The organism is Streptomyces sp. AA4, assembly GCF_000158875.1.
Classification (GTDB): domain Bacteria; phylum Actinomycetota; class Actinomycetes; order Mycobacteriales; family Pseudonocardiaceae; genus Amycolatopsis.
The window spans coordinates 3438124-3456806 of the sequence record NZ_GG657746.1; the positions used below are offsets into that span (position 1 = coordinate 3438124).

General features: G+C 72.0%; 12 protein-coding genes. 6 read left to right on the forward strand and 6 right to left on the reverse strand.

The window, feature by feature from the left end:
• Positions 1 to 13 precede the first annotated feature (13 nt).
• Entirely contained in the window at positions 14 to 229 is a 216-nt protein-coding gene (locus SSMG_RS46950) for a response regulator transcription factor (protein WP_009077456.1), read from the forward strand.
• Between the two features lie 269 nt (positions 230 to 498).
• Here the strand turns inward: SSMG_RS46950 and SSMG_RS15920 are convergent, their stop codons facing one another.
• Genes SSMG_RS15920 through SSMG_RS15945 form a run of 6 tightly spaced genes read right to left on the reverse strand, consistent with a single transcriptional unit; the run spans position 499 to position 12154 of the window.
• Positions 499 to 1086 (reverse strand): response regulator transcription factor, encoded by a 588-nt coding sequence (locus SSMG_RS15920; protein WP_009077458.1) that lies wholly within the window; start codon positions 1084 to 1086, stop codon positions 499 to 501.
• On the reverse strand, positions 1083 to 2420 hold the full coding sequence (locus SSMG_RS15925) for an MFS transporter (RefSeq protein ID WP_009077459.1): 1338 nt from the start codon (positions 2418 to 2420) through the stop codon (positions 1083 to 1085). The genes SSMG_RS15920 and SSMG_RS15925 overlap by 4 nt, the downstream gene beginning before the upstream one ends.
• A 5-nt stretch (positions 2421 to 2425) precedes the next feature.
• On the reverse strand, positions 2426 to 6793 hold the full coding sequence (locus SSMG_RS15930; protein ID WP_009077461.1) for a non-ribosomal peptide synthetase: 4368 nt from the start codon (positions 6791 to 6793) through the stop codon (positions 2426 to 2428).
• Positions 6790 to 9948, reverse strand: coding sequence for a non-ribosomal peptide synthetase (locus tag SSMG_RS15935; RefSeq protein ID WP_009077463.1), 3159 nt, complete (start codon positions 9946 to 9948; stop codon positions 6790 to 6792). The genes SSMG_RS15930 and SSMG_RS15935 overlap by 4 nt, the downstream gene beginning before the upstream one ends.
• A complete protein-coding gene (locus tag SSMG_RS15940; RefSeq protein ID WP_009077464.1) occupies positions 9945 to 10655 on the reverse strand; it encodes a DUF6875 domain-containing protein in 711 nt (236 codons plus the stop codon). Before SSMG_RS15940 ends, SSMG_RS15935 begins: the two co-directional genes overlap by 4 nt.
• Positions 10655 to 12154, reverse strand: coding sequence for an NAD(P)/FAD-dependent oxidoreductase (locus SSMG_RS15945; protein ID WP_353611758.1), 1500 nt, complete (start codon positions 12152 to 12154; stop codon positions 10655 to 10657). The genes SSMG_RS15940 and SSMG_RS15945 overlap by 1 nt, the downstream gene beginning before the upstream one ends.
• Before the next feature lie 352 nt (positions 12155 to 12506).
• Between SSMG_RS15945 and SSMG_RS15950 the strand changes: the two genes are divergently transcribed.
• From SSMG_RS15950 to SSMG_RS45390, 5 genes are all read left to right on the forward strand, one after another.
• A complete protein-coding gene (locus SSMG_RS15950; RefSeq protein WP_009077467.1) occupies positions 12507 to 15044 on the forward strand; it encodes a LuxR C-terminal-related transcriptional regulator in 2538 nt (845 codons plus the stop codon).
• A 160-nt stretch (positions 15045 to 15204) separates the two neighbouring features.
• On the forward strand, positions 15205 to 15924 hold the full coding sequence (locus SSMG_RS42425) for an HAD family phosphatase (RefSeq protein ID WP_050788199.1): 720 nt from the start codon (positions 15205 to 15207) through the stop codon (positions 15922 to 15924).
• 801 nt (positions 15925 to 16725) lie between these two features.
• A complete protein-coding gene (locus SSMG_RS15960) occupies positions 16726 to 17553 on the forward strand; it encodes an IclR family transcriptional regulator (protein WP_158688040.1) in 828 nt (275 codons plus the stop codon).
• 525 nt (positions 17554 to 18078) lie between these two features.
• Complete coding sequence (locus SSMG_RS46955; protein ID WP_255409879.1) at positions 18079 to 18210, forward strand: hypothetical protein; 132 nt, start codon at positions 18079 to 18081, stop codon at positions 18208 to 18210.
• Positions 18207 to 18683, forward strand: a 477-nt coding sequence (locus SSMG_RS45390) for a universal stress protein (RefSeq protein WP_158688041.1), incomplete at its 3' end; no start/stop codon positions are given. The genes SSMG_RS46955 and SSMG_RS45390, both read left to right, overlap by 4 nt.

Here is an 18683-nt window from a genome sequence, read left to right on the forward strand (position 1 = left end):
CTACACTGGACGCGTGGACGGCGAGGCGGCATACCGGCCGCAGCTCGGCGAACGCGAGCTGCGGGTGCTGCGGCTCGTCGCCGAGGGGTACAGCAACAGCGAGATCGCGGCCGAACTCGGCTGGTCGGAACACACGGTGAAAAACGCGCTGTACGACCTGATGGCCCGGCTGGGAGTGCGTAACCGCGCCCACGCGGCGGCGTACGCGGTGCGGAACGGCTTGATCTAGGCCGATTCGCCGCGCCAAATGGTCCGCGCGGCCGCCGAGGATCGTCCAGTTCCGGCAAAGGCCCTGGACGGGGTGTGTCTCTGCGTCCGAGTCGAGAATTGCGCGCGCGGCTCCCGTAGCAGCGCCAAGTTCCCTCGGCGCACGGGCGAACGATGCTGGACCTCCGGCTGCGGACCCGCCCAGCACTGCTCGCCCATGCTCACTGCGAAATCTGGATCGCCGGATCCCGCGTCCGAAAACCCCGTCGGGCCGGGGTCCCACCGCACTCCCTAAATAAGCCCCTGCCGCAACGCAAACGCCACCGCATGCGCGCGATTCCGCAACCGCAGCCGGTGCGTGATGTCGTGCACGATCGTCGTCACCGTGCGGGCCGAATACGCCAGTGCGGAGGCGATCTCGGCGGTCTCGTGGCCGTCGGCGACCATGCGGAGGACGTCGCGTTCCCGGGCGTCCAGCGTCGGCGCGGGAGGTGCTGCGTGCCGGGCGTCGAACAGGTCGCTCAGCAGGTCCGGCGGCATCGTGCCGTGGCCGGTCGCCGCTGCGCGGACCGCGGAAACGAGCGTCTGCTCGCAGGCCTGTTCCCGGCGCAGCACCCCGCACGCGCCCGCCTCGATCGCGCGGGCGGCGGTGACCGCGTCGACTTTGCCGGTCACCAGGAGAACGGCGGCGTTGCGTTCCTTGGCGGCCCGGATCGCGGAGACGGCCGCGTCGTCGACCTCGTCGACCGCCAGGACCGCGACTCCGCCGTCGGACCCGGTGAATTCCGCGCAGCCGCGGAGCGCGCTTTCGAGTCCGGCGCGCAGGAACGGGTCGGCGGCGAGGACGCGCACCGGGATGGTCCGTTCGAGGGTCGTCATTGTGCCTTCTCCTCTCGGCTCGTCGCCACCGCGGCGGGTTCCGGTTCGGGTTCTTCGAGCAGATCCGGCAGATCCTCGACGCGCCGCAGCGAAGGGCGGGCGGCGAGAGCGCCCAGGACGACCAGCAGCAGTCCGGCCAGCAAAAACATCAGCGCCATGCCGCGGCCGGGGCCGGTGCCGATCAGGTGTCCGACCGAACCGGCCAGCGCACCGCCCGGGCGCATGAGCGGTTCGAACACGCCGTCGGCGAGCGGGCCGGCGACGAGGTACGCGACCGGGCTCGCGGCCTGCGACACCGCCCGCGAGGTCGCCATGACCTTGCCGAGGTTCGCCGGGTCGACCTTGCTCTGCAGCACGGTTTGCGCGGTCCCGGTGATCACGGGCAGCGTGAACAGGAAGAACGGCCCGATCGCGATCACCAGCGCCAGCGACGGCGCCAGCGAATGCACCGCCAGCGCGATCCCGCCGAACGCCATGAACGCGGCGATCCCGCGCATCCGCTTCTTCGGCCCTCCCCAGACGCCCATCACCAGGCTTCCGGCGAACAGCCCGCAGCCGCCCGCGAACACCTGGAAGCCGAGTCCGGCGGGGCTGGCGAACGACAGCACCAGCGGGCGGACGAGCGTTCCGGCGATGCCGAAGCAGAAGTAGAACCCGGCGAGGACGCCGAGCAGTCCGGTCAGCCCGGGGCGACGGCGCAGTTCGGCCCAGCCAGCGGGCACCTGCCGCCAGATCGAGGGAGCGCCGGGCTCGGGGGCGGCGGTGCGCACGGCGGCGCGGGGCAGCGGGACCAGCGCGACGACCAGCAGCGACGCGGCGAACGTCACGAGGTCGATCAGGACGACCCCGCGCAGGCCGGTGAGCGCGAGCAGCGTCCCGGCGACGACCGGCGCGGCGATCTGCGCGCTGAACACCACCTGCGACAGCCCGTTCGCCCGGCTGAGGTGCTGCTTCGGCACCAGCAGGGGAATCATCGCGCTGAACGTGACCTGCTGCAGGGTCCCGCACATCGCGGTCAGCGCGGTCACGACGTACACGTGCCAGGTCTGCAGCTGGTCCGCGTCGATCAGCAAGGCCAGCGCGCCGACCGAAACGAGCGCGACGCAGTCCGCGCCGATCAGGAGCCGTCGGCGGTGCAGCCGGTCGGCCAGTGCTCCCGCGAACGGTGCGATGAGCAGTGCGGGGATCGCGCCGGAGAGCATGATCAGGGCGAATTGGGTGGCTGAGCCGGATCGTTCGTAGGTCCAGACGCCGAGGACGAACCCGGTGAGCGCGGAGCCGACGATCGAGACCAGTTGGGCTGACCAGAGGAGGACGAATCCCCGTGTTCCCATGGTGGTCAACGGTGCTCCTTTCGGGTGCCCGCGGCGGAGGGCGCGGGCAGGTGTCCGATGTGGACGTAGTGCGCCAGATACCGTTGCAGCAGCACGCGATCCGCGGGCGGACAGACCAGCCCGCCCGCCGCGACCACGACCTCGGTGTGCGAGCAGTCGAAGACCGTGCGCCGGGGCGAGGACGTCCGTTCGACCATCGCCGTGATCGCGCTGAGTGCCGGGTCTGCCGTTTCAACCGCCGCCGCGGCCAGGGCGGTGTGCCAAGCGTCGAACGGGATCGCGTCGATCGGGTAGCCGAACTCGCGCAATCCGGCGACCACCTCGCCGAACCGCATCGTGCGCTGGTTGTGGAAGTGGAAATCGCAGCCGTAGCCGGTGCGCCGTCGCGAAAGGTGGCCGATGGCGGCGGCCACGTGGTCGACCGGGGCCATGTCTTCCTCGAGGTCGAAGTCCTCCTCTGGTGCGGAGCCGAGCAGGACCAGGCAGCGCAACAGGTTCGCGAACCGGTCGCCGAGCGGGCCGATGCCGGTCCGGCTGTGCCCGGTGACCCGCGCCGGACGGTGCACGGTCACCGGCAGGCCGCGTTCGCGCGCGGCCCGGGCCAGCCGGTCGGCGGCCCATTTGCTCAGTTCGTAGCCGCGATCCAACCCGGCGGGATCGTCGGGCGGGACGTCCTCGGTGATCACCGCCTCGCGGTCCAGCGGGTAGACGCCCAGCGACGACACGAGGTGCACCGGGGTTCCGCCGCCCCGGCAGGCGAGCCGCAGCAACTCGACGGTGCCGAGGACGTTGCCGGGCCGCAGTTGCGCGTACGGGCGCAGGAAGTTCGCTTCGCCGCCGCAATGGAAGATGACGTCGAGGTCGGCGGCGAGCGCGTACAGCTGAGCCGCGGACAAACCCAGCCGAGGAGCGCCGAGGTCGCCGGGAACGGCGATGATGCGGGGACGGAAGCTGTCGTCCCACAGCAGGTGGTCGCGCAGCACTTGCTCGATCCGGGCGGCCCCTTCGACGGCGTCGGCGGCTCGGACCAGGCAGCGCACCACGACGTCGCTGTGGCGCAGCAAGTCGGCGAGCAGGTGCGGCCCGAGGAAGCCGGAAGCGCCGGTCAGCAGGGCGGTCCGCGGGGCCATCGCGCGCTGGATCGCGGCCTCGGCCTGCGCGGGGGTGCAGCGCGGGTCGATGTCGGCGGGCAGCACGGCGTCCGCGAGGACTTCGGCGAGACGGTCGTCCTCGCGATACCCGGGGGCGCGGACGGCGTCGGCGAAGGCGGCCAGGGTGCTGGCTTCGAAGAGGGTGCGCACCGGGACCTCGACGTCCAGTTCCGCTCGCACCTTCGCCATCAGTGTCCCGGCCAGCAGGGAATGCCCGCCGCGCAGGAAGAAGTCGTCGTCGCGGCCGATGCGGTCCACGTCCAGCACCGAGGCCCAGATCGCGGCCAGCCGTTGTTCCAGTTCGCCTTCGGGTTCGGCGAAGGCAGTCGCGGGGGCGGCTGGTTCGGGCAGCGCACGGTGGTCGACCTTCCCGTGGGCGTTCAGCGGCAGCTCCGGGAGCACCGCGAAGGCGTCCGGGACCAGGTAGCCGGGCAAGGCGGCGCGGAGTGCGGAGCGGACCGACACCGGGTCGGCGTCTCCGACGAGGTAGGCGACCAACCGGTCCGCGCGGGCGGTGACCAGGACGTCCCGGACGCCGGCGTGGCGCCGGCAGGCGGCTTCGACCTCGGCCGGTTCGATGCGGTGGCCGCGGACCTTCAGCTGCCGGTCGACCCGGCCGAGGAATTCCAGCCGTCCCTCGGCGTCGAGGCGGGCGAGGTCGCCGGTCCGGTACATCCGCGCGCCGGGCACCGGCGAGAACGGGTCCGGGACGAACTTCTCCGCGGTGGCGCCGGGCCGGTCCCGGTAGCCCCTTGCGGGTGCGTCGCCGCCGATGCACAGCTCGCCCGGGGCACCCGGAAGCACCGGACGCAGCCGGTCGTCGACGACGTAGACGCGGGCGTGGGGGAGCGGCGTGCCGATCGGCAGCTGCACCCGGCCGTCGAGTTCCGCGGCGTCGACGGTGCGGTAGCTGGTCGCGCAGACGGTCGCTTCGGTGGGGCCGTAGTGGTTGTGCAGTTCGACGCGGCCGCCGGTGCGGGCGGCCCACGTCCGCACGGCGGTGGCCGGGACCGCTTCGCCGCCGACCATCATCGTCCGCAGTGGACAGTCGAACGGCGTATTTTCCGCTGCCAGTTCGGCAACCCACTTCTGCCAGAGCGCGGACGCGGTGTCGACCATGGTGATCCCGCGGTCGCGGCAGAGCCGGACGAGCCCGGGGCCGGTAAGCGACGCCGGGTCGCGCCAGGGCAGGACGGTCGCGCCGGAGACCAGCGCGGGGAAGAGGTCGCCCGCGGCGGCGTCGAAGGTCAGCGGCGGGATCATCAGCACGCGTTCGCCGGGGCCGAATCCGTGCAGCCGGCGAAACGAATCGGCCAGTTCGGCGAGTGCGCCGTGGCATACGGCGACCGGTTTCGCGGCTCCGGTCGAGCCGGAGGTGTAGATGACGTACGCCAGATCGTCCGGGCTGAGGTCGATCTCGGGCGGGTCGCCGGCGGGGAGATCGTCGGTGCGCAGCACCGGGCCGTCGAACGCCAGGTCGTGGTGGGCGATCAGGGCGGCCGGGGACGCGTCGGACAGGAGTTCGGCCAGTCGCGCGGGCGGGTGCCCGGGGTCGAGCGGCAGGTACGCGGCACCCGCCAGGAGCACGCCGAGCAGGCCGGTGGTCGCCTCAGCTCCGGCAGGCAAGGCGAGTGCGACGACGTCGCCGCGCCGGATTCCGGAGGCGTGCAAGGCTCCGGCGATACGCCGGGCGCGGGAGACGAGTTCCGCGTAGGTGAGCAGGCCGTCGTCCTCTACGGCGATGGCGTCCGGAGTCCGCTCGGCCTGGCGCGTGATCAGCGTGGTGACCAGGGTGCCGTCGGAGACCGCCGGTGCGGCCGCGTGCCCGCCGTTCCGCAGCCGGATCCGATCCGCGGCAGGCAGGGCGTCCACTGTGGACACTGGGGCGTCCGGATCGGCGAGCATGGCTCGCAGCAGGTGTTCGTACTGGTCGGCGAATCGCGCGACGGTGGCGGCGTCGAACAGGTCGGTGGCGTAGTCGAGCCGTCCCTCGATCCCGTCGGGGGTGGTGGCCAGCGCCAGGGTCAGGTCGAAGCGCGCGGTGGTGACCGGGAGGTCGAGCCAGTCCGCGCGGACGCCGGGCAGGTCGAGTCCAGCACCGGCGGAGTTGAGCACGAACATCACCTGGAACACCGGATTGTGGCTGAGATCGCGGGCCGGCCGCAGGTCCTGCGCCACCCGTTCCCACGGATAGCTCTGGTGCTCCAGCGCGCCGAGGCAGGCGTCCTGCACCTGCGCGAGCATCTCAGCGACCGTCGGATCGCCGGTCAGCCGGGTCCGGACGGCGACGGTGTTGGCGAACATCCCGACGCACTGCTCGATCCCCGGCACGGTCTCGTCGCGCATCGGCATGCCGACCACGACGTCGTCCTGACCGGCATGCCGGGCCAGCAGCAGCACGTACGCGGTTAGCAGCACGGTGTTGGCGGTGACGCCGTGCCGGTGGCAGAAGGCGGTGAGATCAGCGGCGGGCAGGTGGAAGGAATGGCCGTTGCCGCGGAAGGATTCGGCGGGCGGACGCGGCCGGTCGGTCGGCAGTTCCAGCAGCGCCGGGGCGTCGTGGAGCTGCTCGCGCCAGTACCGCTCGCCTGCTTCGAGCGGTTTGGCCGTCTGCCAGGCCGCGTAATCGCCGTAGCGCACAGGCGGTTCGGGCAGGGCCGGAGCGTTCGCCGGATAGAGCGCGGACAGCTCGCGCAAGAGGATCCCGACGGACGCGGCGTCGGCGATGATGTGGTGCAGGGTCAGCACGAACAGGTGCACGTCGTCGGCCACGGCGACCAGCAGGCCGCGGACCAGGGGCGGTTGAGTCAAATCGAACGGGCGGGCTCGTTCGGCGGCCAGGACCGAATCCGCCGAAGACGGCGTAGCGCGAAGGTCTACATAGGACAGGTCCGGTGCGGTTCCGGGAAGCGCGGGAATCTGCACCGGCTCGCCGTCGGATTCGGCGAACCCGCTCCGCAGCGCCTCGTGCCGATCGACGACCGCGGCGAGCGCCCGGCGCAGCGCCGCGACGTCGAGTGCGCCGGTGAGCCGCCAAGACTGGGAGATCGTGTAGACGCCGTCGCGCGCGCCGAGCCGGTCCAGGAACCACAGCTGCCGTTGCGCGGGCAGCAGCGGGACGGGGGCGTCGCCGGTCCGGCGGGGGATCGAACCGGACGCGGCGCCGAGGCCGTCGCGTGCGGCCAGCAGCCGGAACAGCCGCTCTCGCTCGGGTTGCGTCATCGATGCGCTCCTGGAGGGGAATCGGCGTGGAGCAGGGCGAGAACCTCGTCGTCGGGCAGCGCGGCGATCCGTTCCCGCAGGTCCGCGATCTCGTCGGTGGCCCCGGGGCTGGACTCGGCGGCCCGCAGCGCCGCGGCGAAGGCAGCGATCGTGCGAGCGGCGAACAGCGTCCGCAGGCCGACGTCGGACTGGAAGTGCTCGCGCACCTTCGCCAGCAGCCGCGCGGCGAGCAGCGAATGGCCGCCGAGGTGGAAGAAATCGTCGTGCACCCCGAGGTCCTCGACTGCCAGCACCTCCCGCCACAGCCCGGCCAGTTCGCGTTCGACGGCGTCGCGCGGGGCGACCCGGTCGATTTCCCGGGATTCCCAGACGGGTTCCGGCAGCGCGGACCGGTCGGTCTTGCCGTTCTTGGTCAGCGGCAGCGCGGGCAGGAACACGGCGGTCTGCGGGACCAGGTACGCGGGCAGCTGCGCGGAAAGCCGGTCGCGCAGCGGCGCCCATTCGGTTTCTTCGGCGACCGCATAAGCGACCAGCCGCACGTCGTCCGGACCGGCGGAGCGGGCCAGCACGACGGCGTCGGAGACCTGCGGATCGGCGCGCAGCCGGGCTTCGATCTCGCCGAGTTCGATGCGCAGACCGCGGATTTTCACCTGGTGATCGGTGCGGCCGAGGAACTCCAGCGTCCCGTCGGCGCGGCGGCGCGCGAGGTCGCCGGTGGCGTAGAGCCGGCTCCCGTCGGCGGCGAACGGATCGGGCAGGAAACGTTCGGCGGTCAGGCCGGGACGCCGGTGGTACCCCCGGCTGATGCCCGCGCCGCCGACGAAGATCTCGCCCGCGACCCCCGGCGGGACCGGGTTCAGCCCGGCGTCCAGGACGTGCAGCCGGGTGTTCGGCAACGGCTGGCCCAGCGGCACCACCGGGGCGTCCGAGCGGACGGTGCCCGCCGAGACGATCATCGTGACTTCCGTGGGGCCGTAGAGGTTCCAGACCCGGCCGTCGGACAGCGCGTCGACGAGTTCCCGGTCGAGCGCCTCGCCGCCGCACAGCCGTTCCCGGACGTTCGCGGGCACGCCGCCGGACGCCAGCAGCATCCGCCAGCGCGTGGGCGTGGCCTGCAGGATCGTCGCGCCGCATTCCGCCAGCCGCCGCGCCAGCACGACCGGCTCGGCGGAGTCTTCGGTGCTGAGCACGGCGACCGTGCCGCCGCGGATCAGCGGGATCAGCAGTTCCCGCACCGACATGTCGAACGCCAGCGTGGTGACCGACGCCCAGACGTCGTTCTCGGTCACGCCGAGCCGGTCCGCGAATGCGGTGAGCAGGTTGACCACGCCGCGGTGCGGCACCGCGACGCCCTTGGGCCGACCGGTCGAGCCGGAGGTGTAGATGAGGTATGCCAGATCGGCCGGGTCGGATACCACGTCCGGGGCGGTGTCCGGTTCCGCGTAGTCGAGGTCGACGTCCAGCGAGGTCTCGAACCGGGGCAGCCGACCGGCGGTTTCGCGATCGACGACGGCGATCCGGATGCCCGCCTCTGCGATGACGTAGGCGTGCCGTTCGAGCGGCCATTCCGGATCGAGGGGCACGTACGCGCCGCCGGCCTTCCAGATCGCCAGCAGCGCCACCACCATCTCGGCGGAGCGGCGGACGCAGAGCCCGACCGGGACGTCCGGGCCGACTCCGCGGCGGCGCAGGGCGTGCGCGAGCCGGTTCGCCCGGGCGTCCAGTTCGCGGTAGGTCAGCGAACCGGCGATCGCGGGTGCGGAACCTCGGTCGCGGACGTGCGGCGCGATCAGGTCCAGCGCGGTCGTGGCGGGCAACGGGCGCGTGAGGCCGCTGTCCAGAGCCGCGCGGCGTTGTGCGCTGTCCAGCAGGGAGACCGCGCCGATCTGTTGCTCCGGGTCGGCGGTGACGGAGGTCAGGAAGGTGCACAGGTGCTCGGCGAAGCGGACAATGCTGGCTTCGTCGAACAGGTCGGTGCGGTACTCGAGGTAGCCGTGCAGGCAGTCGCCTTCGTCGCGGACGCCGAGCATCAGGTCGAGCTTCGCGGTGCCGGTGTGCGGGCCGGCGAAGTCCGTGACCGTCAGCCCGGACAGTTGTGGCAGCGAGCCGTCGCCGTGCCCGTTGAAGCCGACCTGGTAGATCGGCGAATGTCCGAGGCTGCGTTCGGGGCGGACGGCTTCGACCACGCGCTCGAACGGGATTTCTGCCCCGCCGAGCGCGTCGACCAGCGTGTCGCAGACGTCGAGGAGCAGTTCGGCGAAGGTCGGGTCGTCGGCGGTCGAGATTCGGACCGGGACGGTGTTGACGAAGAAGCCGATCAGCCGCTCGGTCTCGACCTGCGAACGTTGGCCGACGACCGTGCCGACCACCACGTCGTCCTGACCGCTGTACCGGGCGAGCAACGCGTGGTAGGCGGCCAGTACGGTCATGAAAACCGTTGCGCCAGAAGCATCCGCGAGCGCGCGCACTGCCTCGGTGAGTTCGGGCGGGAAGCGGAACTCGTGGATGCCGCCTTCGTAGCTCGCCGTCGCAGGCCGGGGGCGGTCGGTCGGCAGCGTGATCAGCTCTGGTGCGCCGCGCAGCCGGTCTGACCATTCCTGCAGCAGCTCGACGCCCTCCGGACCGTCGAGGTGTTCTCGTTGCCAGCGCACGAAATCCGTGTACTGCATCGGGAGCGGCGGCAGGTCCGGTTCCGTGCCGGACAGCTCGGCGCGGTAGCTCTCGGCCAGTTCGTCGAGCAGCAGCGAGACCGACCAGCCGTCGGCGATGGCATGGTGCAGCGTAAGGACCAGAACGTGCTGGTCCTCGGCCTGGCGCAGGAGCAGGACCCGGGCGAGCGGCCCGGCGGTCAGGTCGAACGGGGTGCGGATTTCCGCCGCGGCCGTCTGCTCGATCGAGTCACTCACCGCGCGGACGGAGAAGGCAAAGCCGTTCTTGGTGACGACCTGCTCCGGAACGCCGTCGCGTTCGCGGAAAATCGTGCGCAGCGCGGCGTGCCGGGCCGAGATCGTGGCGAAGGCTCGGCGCAGTGCGTCGACGTCGAGCGGTCCGGAAAGCCGCAGCACGGTGGGCACGTGGTAGACCGGCGAACCGGGGTCGAGCCGGTCGAGGAACCACAGCCGTTCCTGTCCGGGCGAGCACGGGAAGACGTTCACGGCGCCCCGATTCCGGCCTGGTCGGCCTCGGTCTCGTCCAGCTCGCGGGCGAGCCGGTCGTGCTCGACCAGTTCGCGCAGCTGGACCGGCACCTGGTCGCCGAACAGCCGCAGGTACGCGCGCGCCTGGTCCGGGTCGGCGCGCAGGAACGGGTAGTCGGTGGGCACCATGTGCCGCACGACCAGCATCGGCACCGGGCTGCGCAGCGGGCGGAACGCGGGGTTCCACAGTCCGCCCTTGTCCGGCGGCCCGTTGTGGAACTCGCCGATCATCAGGCCTTCGGCGACGTACTCCGATTTCAGCGCGTGCTGCACGGTGTCGACCACGCCGGAGCGGTCGTCCGGCGGCGCGTCCGGGAACAGCAGCAGGATCGTGGTCAGCTGCGCGCCCGGATGCCCGCGCGGCGCGAGTTCGAGGAACCAGTCGCGGTAGCTGTGCAGGGTCGCGGTGAGCCGAGGGCCGGCGGCCGGGACGCCCGGTTCGACGGCGAGGTAGAACCGGCCGCGCTCGAGCGACGGCTGCGCGAACGGGCACACGTTGCCGGCGCGGCCGAGGTCCGGATGCGGGCCGGACAGGTAGCCGCGGCCCCAGTCGAAGATCGCCCGCAGGTGGATTTCGTACCGCAGCAGGCGTTCGGGCAGCGCGAGCGGGTCGAGGTCGTGCCGCTCCACCAGGACGCGGCCGGGATCGGTCGGATGGATGAGCATCAGCTTCGGTCTCCAGGCGAGTGCGGTCCGGCGGCCTTCCCGCGGGCGAGCGCGCCGCCGGTCAGGGCGAGGGCGAGCGCCGCGGCGCCGCTGCCCCAGGCCAGCGCGGCGTGCTGGCGCCGGGCGCGGCGCAGGGCGTCCGCGTACGGGATCGTGGTGTGCGAAACCATGGTGTAGAGCGGCATCCAGCGTTTCGGGAAGACGCGGCTGAGCACCAGATCCGCCTTCTTGCGGGCCAGGAACAGCGGCGAGGCCACCCGGCTGCGCAGTTCGTCGAAGTTCTCCTCGGAGAGGTCCGCGAGCACATCGGTGTGCGGTTTGCGGCGGCGTTCGAAGGCGCGGAGCGCTTCGGCCCAGTCGTCGTTCGCGAGGCATTCGCGCAGCACCGCACAGTCCTCCAGCGCCGAGTTCATGCCTTGGCCGTAGAAGGGGTACACGGCGTGCGCGGCGTCGCCGATCAGCACGACGCGGCCCTCGTGCTGCCACGGCGAACTCCGGACGGTCACGAGATGTCCGGTCGGGTGCGAGAGGAACTGCTCGACGATGTCGGGCACCAGCCGGCGCACGTCCGGGAACCGGGTGTCGAAGAGCGCGCGCACCGAATCTTCGGTGGTGAGCGTGGCGAAGCTCTGCTCGCCGGACAGCGGGAGGAACACGGTCGCGGTGAGCGAACCGTTGACGTTGGGGTGCGCGACGATCAGCCCGTCGTCGCCCGGCCAGACGTGCAGTGCGTCCGGGCTGCTGCGCACGTCGCCGGACGGGCCGGCGGCGATCGCGAACTCCTTGTAGCCCCAGGGCAGGACGCGCTGCCGGAAGTCGGCGGGGAGGCCGCGCAGCAGCCGGGTGCGCACGGCCGAGAACGCGCCGTCCGCGCCGACGACGAGATCGGCGGAAGCATGGTATGGACCACTGGCGCTGTCGAACGTGCAGACCGGTTCCTCGGCCGCCGAGCCGCGGTCGAGATCGGTGAGGGTGACGCCGAAACGGGCGCTGACGTTCGGGTATTCCAGCGCTTTGGCGAGCAGGATGCGGTTGAGGTCGTCGCGCAGCACGGAGCGCAGGATCTGGTCCTCGTGGCTGCCGTAGGGCTGGAAATCCAGCTCGCCGTCGCGCTGGTGGATCACCCGCCCGCGCATCGGGGCGGCCGCGGCCAGCACCGGGTCGAGCAGCCCGACCTGGTCCAGCGCCCGGATCCCGCGCTGGGAAAGGCCGAGGTTGATCGATCGCCCGCCGCCCGCGCCGGCGCCGCGCGGATCCGGGCGGCGTTCGTGGATCTCCACCCGGTGCCCGAGCTGCGCGAAGTGGATCGCGGCGAGCGAACCGGCCAGTCCGGCCCCGGCCACCAGAACCCGTCTGCCGCTCATTCCGCCCGCCGCCGTTCCGCGCGAGGGCAATTGTGCCGTCGCCGTCCGGCGTGCTTTTCCGGTGTGCGGAAACCGGCGGCCGGACGTGCAATCCGGCCGATCGGAGCAGCATTCCCGACTGCGCGTCGGAAGCAATCCCGATTAATCGCGAGCAAAGGATGCTCGTCCGGTTGCGGAAAGTCGCCGGACCATTTCGGTAACGTTTCGCGGGCGCGTTCCGATAGAGTGCCCGGCTTTCGTCCCGGTCGCGGCAAACGCCCAGGTTCGCTGCTGCTCACCGATCCTCCTGCGCGATTCGTGGCCGGCCGGGCGCGCGGCCGAGGTTCTCCCTGCTGGCCGATAGCCCGCGCCGGGTGCGGGCACTAACCTGTTCCCGCTCGCCCGGCTGATTTACCGGGGATGTCCCGGCACTTAATAGACCGGAAGTTAACGGGTGGTAGCATCCGTATAATTACCGCAATTCGCGGGTCGCGCGAAGGGGGAGACCGTGGTCGAGAAGGAGTTTGTCGGCCGGTCGGCGGAACTGGCCGCGTGCCTTGACCGCGCGGCCGCGGTGACCGTGGTGGAAGGGCTGCCGGGGATCGGGAAAACCCGGCTGCTGGCCGAGGTCGCCCGGCAGGCGCCGGATCCGGTGTGCGCGGTGCCCGGGGGCGCGCCGGAGTTCCCGCGCCGCCTGGCGCACGCGCTCGGTTCGGAATCGCTGGTGGTCGTGGACGACGCCCAATGGGCGGACGAAGCGTCGTTGCGGCAGTTGATGTCGCTGGTCCGAAGACCGGAAAGCGGCCGGCGGCTGGTGCTGTCGGTCCGCGAAGGGCAGCCCGCGCTGACCAGGCTGCTGCATGCCGAGCGCGTCCCGGTCCGCTACGTGACTCTGCCCGCGTTCACCGACGACGAGGTAGCCCGGCTTTTGCCCGGCCACGCCGCCGCGGAGCGGGCGCGGATCGCCGCGGCGGCCGAGCGGATCCCGCTGTACCTGTTGCTGCTGGCCGATTTGCCGCCGCACGAGTGGCCGGGGCGAGACGACAGCCCGGCGGACGGGGACCGGCCGATGCTGCCGGCGGAACGCGTGCTGTTCGCCGAGGTGTCGGCGCTGCCGGAGCCCGAACGGCTGGTCGCCCAGGCCGCGGCGTGCGGTGGCGGGCAGATCGACGCGGACCTGGTCCAGGCCATGACTGCGCTGCCCCGGGCCGAGGTCGGCCGCGCGATCGAACGGCTGCTCGGCCGGGGCGTGCTGGCGGGAGGAGCGGCGGGGCCGCGGTTCCGGCATCCGCTCGTCCGGGTCGCGGCGGCCCGGCTGGCCGGACGCGGCTGGGCCGCCGGCGCGCACCACCGGGCAGCGGCTTATCTGCGCGAACTCGACGCGCCGCTCACGGTGCGGGCTTACCACCTCGAGAAGTCGTTGTACCGCCACGACCTGGTCGCGGTCGGCGAACTGGCGTCGGCGGGGGAGGAGGTGCTCGGCACCGATCCCGCGGCATGCGCGCGCTGGCTCGGCGCGGCGGTGGCGAACCTGCCGGAACGAATGCGCGGCGGGCACGAGCACTGCCGCCTGTCCGTGCTGCGGGCCGAAGCGTTGCTCGCGTCCGGACAACCTGCTAAGGCTCGGTCGCTGCTGGCGGGCCTTCCGGACTCGCCGCGGGTACTGGCGCTGCTTTCCCGGTGCGAGCACGCGCTCGGCCGCACCCGGCGCGCGCGGGCGATCGCTGAGGCCGCGATCGCCGCTTCGGGCAAGCCGGACGCGCGGGCACAACTTGAACTGGCACACCTGGAGCTGCTGGACGGCGACCTCGTCGGAGCGCAGGAACGGCTCCGCCGGACCGCGGCCGACCCGAGCGCCGGGCCCGCGGTGCAGTCCGCGATCGCAGCACTCGCCGCGATCGGGCTGGTCTGCGCCGGGCGGACCATCGAAGCCCGGCACGCGCAACAGGCCGCGGCCGACGGATTCGACCTGCTGGACGACAACGAGTTGCGTTCAGTCCTCTACACCGTGCCCGCGCTGTGCTGGGCCTCGTGCTTCCTCGACGATGACCGGCGAGCGCTCGCGCTGCTGGATAGGGCGCAGTACCTGAGCGCGCCTGGGCTGCCGTTCCGGCATTCGGTGCGCGGCTACGTGCTGTGGAAACTGGGCCGCCTCGCCGAGGCCGCGGAGGCTGCCGCGGAAGCGGAAACCGCCGCGACCCGCTTCGGCCACCACGATGTGGTGCCGATGGCCGCCGCGATCCGGCTGCGAGTGCTGCTCGCGACCGGAGACCGGTCGTCCGCCGAACAACAGTGGCGCACAGTGGAGAAAATGCCGCGGCCGACCGTCGAATGGTGGCGGCGGACGGTGGAACACATTCTCGCCGAGGCCGGGCTCGAACTCGGCATGTTCCCGGGCGCGGTCGAACAGCCGATGGAGCGGACAGCGAATCCGTTGCGGGTAGCCAGATTGGCGCTGGATTGCCGGGGAGCGCTCGCCGAGGGCGCGCTCGCGGACGCCCGCCGATCGGCTTCCGAGGCGATGGAACGGGCCGCGGCGACTGGATTGAAGAGCGACCTCGGCATTGCGTTGCTGGCGCGCGCGACGGTGTCAGCTGCCGACAACGACCTCGCCGCCGCATTGACGGACGCTTCCGCCGCGGCTGTCGCCTTCGGCCGGGCGGCGATGGTGCTGCACCGTGGCCGCGCGGTCTTGTTCGTGGCGGAAGTATTGGGACGGCAGGGAAACTTCGACGCCGCGACCCAGCGGATCGGCGAGGCGCGGGAGGTTTTCCAGAGCGCGGGCGCCCATGCGTTGCTGCGGGAGACGACGAAGGTGCAGCGGCGGCTGGCCGGGCAGCGCAAACTGGAGTCGCCTTCGGGCGGACGGACGCTTTCGCGCCGGGAGCGGCAGGTGGCGGAGATGGTGGTGCGGGGGTTGACGACGAAAGAAATCGCCGCGGAATTGTTCCTGAGCCCGCGGACGGTGGACGCGCATGTGGCTCGGGTGCTGAACAAACTCGACCTCTCGACTCGCGCGGGAATCGCCCGCCGGTTGACCGGCTGAGGGCGGGTTTTCCCTCGTCGCCGGGCCGGGACAGTGGTGTCCCGGGGCATGGAACAAGCCGCTCCGCGCGTGCGTGCGCCGCTGTACCGTCAGCCCGGATCATCACCGGAAGCGCGCACGGAAGGACCGTTTTCGTGGCTGCGACGACTCCGCGCGACTCATGAACCGCGCGACGAAATACGCCATTCTCGGCTTGGACGGCACCCTGCTTCCCGGGCGCACTTCGCGGCATTATCTGCGGGTCCTGCTCGACGACGGCGCCTGCGACCGGCAAGCGGGACTGTCCTGCCTGGAAGCGATCGGGCAGTTCGCGGCCGCGGAGAACCCGCCGGCCGGGCTGGCGGACGCGATCTGCCGGCGGTACGCGCTCGCGATGAAAGGCGCGTCGGTCGAGCAGGCCCGGTTCGCGGCGGAGAAGACCTGGCGGGCGAGCCGCGGGAAACTGTTTTCCTTTGTGCCGGAGCTGCTTTCGCTGCTGCGCGCGAGCGGGTACCGGATCCATCTGCTGTCCGGGAACCCCGATTTCCCGGTGCAGGAGGCGGCGATGGACCTCGGGCTGTCCGGCGGGCACGGCGCCGTCGCGGAGGTGGCCGACGGCAGGTTCACCGGACGGCTGCTGTCCGCTCCCGGCGCGGCCGGAGGCAAACTCGCTTTCGTGTGCTGCCTGGCCGAAGCGGCGGGTTTCGACACGGAAAACTCGATCGCGATCGGGAATTCCGCTTCGGACGCCGAAATCTTCCCCTGCGTGGGCAAAGCGGTGGCCTTCGAACCGGGCGCGGAGCTTCGGCGGCTCGCGGCCGGTCAGCCCTGGCAGATCGCGGACCGGCGGACGATTCTGCGAGTGTGCGCGCGGCTGGTCGCGCGCGCGGAAGCGGCGTGACCGACCCGCCGTGCGCGGGTTCCGCCCGGCATCGCGTTGTGCGCCAACACAATCGCCACCGCCAGCGCAGTTCGCTGGTTGCCGCTTCCCGCGAAAGTCAAGACCCTGTTCCGCGTGCTGGAACATCGCTGTGCGTCCGCATTTGGTCGCTCGCCGTCGACTGAGTCCTGGTATCGTCTTTCGGCGGAGACACGGCGGCCGCTGGACCTGGCTCCCGCGGTTTCCCGCGGTCAGCACGGACGCGCCGACCTGGTCGCCGTGGCTGGCTCGGCCGATTGTCGTTCCGGAACCGGACTCGCCCGCCGACCGCGGGCTGCCCGGCCCGCGGGCGACGGCGGCTCCGCCCGGAGTTGTCCGGCGGAAAGGCGGTTCCGTCCAGTTTTCCCGACGGGCGAAGCGGTGGGAAGCCATTGTCACGGGGTGCGACCACGGCGGCGCGCGAACGCGCGTTGGCTACGGAAAGTGACTGCAGGCCACCGGTTCCGGGGACGGACTTGTCGCGCGACGAGACGGGCAGGCGGACCCGCTGCGCCACTGGGGCGATCTCTTTCAGTGAACGGGTGCGACCGGTTGTGCCGGACGCGGCGCTGGGCAAGCATGAAGGCGCGAGAGCAGGAATGGCTCGGGAAAGACGCGGGTGGCGAAGGATTCGGGCGGCAGTGAGGCGCGGCGCCGCCCGCGAGCGGCGGAGGAGCCGGGACCGCGGAGGGCAGCGGTCGCGCGGCCTCGCCGGAGCACGCGCGCAGGGCGGCCCCGGCGCGTGCGCACGAGGGACTGGCGGATTCGGTGGAGGGTGCGGTCGTGACTGTGAGCGACGACAACGGGCGGTGGACTTGTACGAGCGTGGTGCCGCGCAGGCCGATTCCCCGCGCGCTTTCGATCCTGAGCGCGATCCGCGATTCGGGCGGGATCGAAACGCTGAGCGAAATCTCGCGCTCGACGCGGCTGCCGAAAAGCACGGTGCACCGGCTTCTCGCCGAGATGCAGGGATACGGAATGGTCGTGCGGGCGGGATACCATTACCGGCACGGGGAAGCGGTGTGCCGGCTCGCGCGGCCCGGTTCGACGCAGGAACTGCAGCGGCTGCGCAGAGACATTCTCCCGTCCCTGATCGACATCCACTGGCGGACCGGCTACCTCGTCGGCCTCGGGGTGGCCAGCGGCAATGTCGTCGATTTCGTGCATTTGATCTACAGCAGCGGCTACTGTTCGCTGGCCGAGCGCATCGAAAACGATTCGCAGCTGGCCGGAAGCGCGGCGGGGCGGGTGCTGATGGCGTTCGACCCCGGGCTCGCCGCGCGCTTCGCGGTGTTCGCCGGATACCGCGGCGAGGACGAGAACGGCGGCGGCCTCCCGGCGTGGCTCAGCGCGGAACTGCGCGAGATCAGGCAGCGCGAGGTGTCGTTCAACCCGCGGCTCCCGGGCGCGCTGCTCGCGGCGGCGGTCCCGGTGTTCAACGTGACCGGGACAGCGGTGGCGGCGCTGAGCGTCGCGGCCCCGCGGCGGGTGTTCAATTCGCGGGAAGCGCATTCGTCGCTGCAGGCCACGCGGATGACCGCGCAGCGCATTCTCCGCGAAACGGTGGCGGCTGATTGGCGGAACGCGAAATCCGGCCGTCCGGTGGAATAACCGGAGCCTCGGGGGACGTCCGAAAGACGGAACGCGGTTCGGAGGAATGGCGCAATTTTCCGCGGTGCGCGAAGTGCAGTTCAGCGTTGTCCGCGGGGCGGGTGTGCGATGAGCGATCCTGCTGCCGCACCCGGACTTCTGGCTGGAGTTGCGTTGATCGGTTCCGTCGAACCGGGGTCGCGTTCGGCGTTGCGCTGCTGCGGAACCGGGATTTCGGCTGGAGTTCCGCTGATCGGTCCAGGCCGTGCCGTCGGGCAAGTCGTCCGGTTCCGGCGGGTCGGCGGAGCGAGCGGGAAACTGCGCGTCGTCGGAGGTGCTTTCGCCGTCGAGGACCGCTGATCGGCGCAGCCCGGGCCAGCGTGCGGACCCGCCGCTGCCCGCCGAACCCGCGCGAAGGGCCGCAGCGCCTTTCCGGCTGGGACCAAAGACTCCCGGGCCGCGGACGTCCGCCCGCAGTGGTCCCGAGGCGCGGCGGCCTAGCGTCGGCCGCGACACGACGAGGGAACCGGCCGGAGGAGGCATGTGATGGACGAGGAGCGGAGGACCCCGTCGCCCGGGGCCGCCCGCCGACCGCCCGCCGGACGCGGCGCGCACGGCGGGCCGGACCCGGAGAGCCAGGAGCTGCCCGGAAAGCAGAGCGAGGAGATCCGGGAGTGAGCCGGCCGGTGGTCGTCGGCGCCGACGGGTCCGCCGCGGCGCTCGCGGCGGTCCGCTGGGCGGCGGTCGAGGCCGGCCGGCGCGGTGCCGGGCTCGTGGTGTTCCACGCCGAGCTGTGCGACGACCCGGACCTCCTGCCGCACGGCAAACCACCCGGCGACGCCGAACCGCAGATGGAACCCGCGCGCCGGCTGTTGCGGCAGGCGGCGGAAACCGCCCGCGTGGCCGCGCCCGCGGTGCCGGTGCGGATGTGCGTGCGGCTCGGGACGGCGGCCGAACTGCTGGCCGCGCTGTCCGACGAAGCCGGGCTGCTCGTGCTGGGCGCGCACGGGCTCGGCGGCGCGCGGGGAGGGGCGATCGGCTCGGTGGCGCTGCGGGCGGCGGCGTCGGCTCGGTGTCCGGTGGTGGTCATCCGGGGGAGCGCGGCACAGGACGGACCGGTGGTGGTCGGCCTCGACGATCCGACGGCGGCG

Excerpts from the sequence above, each read along its gene's own strand:
- SSMG_RS15920 (WP_009077458.1), bottom strand. The coding sequence starts at position 1,086 with ATGACGACCCTCGAACGGACCATCCCGGTGCGCGTCCTCGCCGCCGAC.
- SSMG_RS15940 (WP_009077464.1), bottom strand. The coding sequence starts at position 10,655 with ATGCTCATCCATCCGACCGATCCCGGCCGCGTCCTGGTGGAGCGGCAC.
- SSMG_RS15925 (WP_009077459.1), bottom strand. The coding sequence starts at position 2,420 with ATGGGAACACGGGGATTCGTCCTCCTCTGGTCAGCCCAACTGGTCTCG.
- SSMG_RS15930 (WP_009077461.1), bottom strand. The coding sequence starts at position 6,793 with ATGACGCAACCCGAGCGAGAGCGGCTGTTCCGGCTGCTGGCCGCACGC.
- SSMG_RS46955 (WP_255409879.1), top strand. The coding sequence starts at position 18,079 with ATGGACGAGGAGCGGAGGACCCCGTCGCCCGGGGCCGCCCGCCGACCG.
- SSMG_RS42425 (WP_050788199.1), top strand. The coding sequence starts at position 15,205 with ATGAACCGCGCGACGAAATACGCCATTCTCGGCTTGGACGGCACCCTG.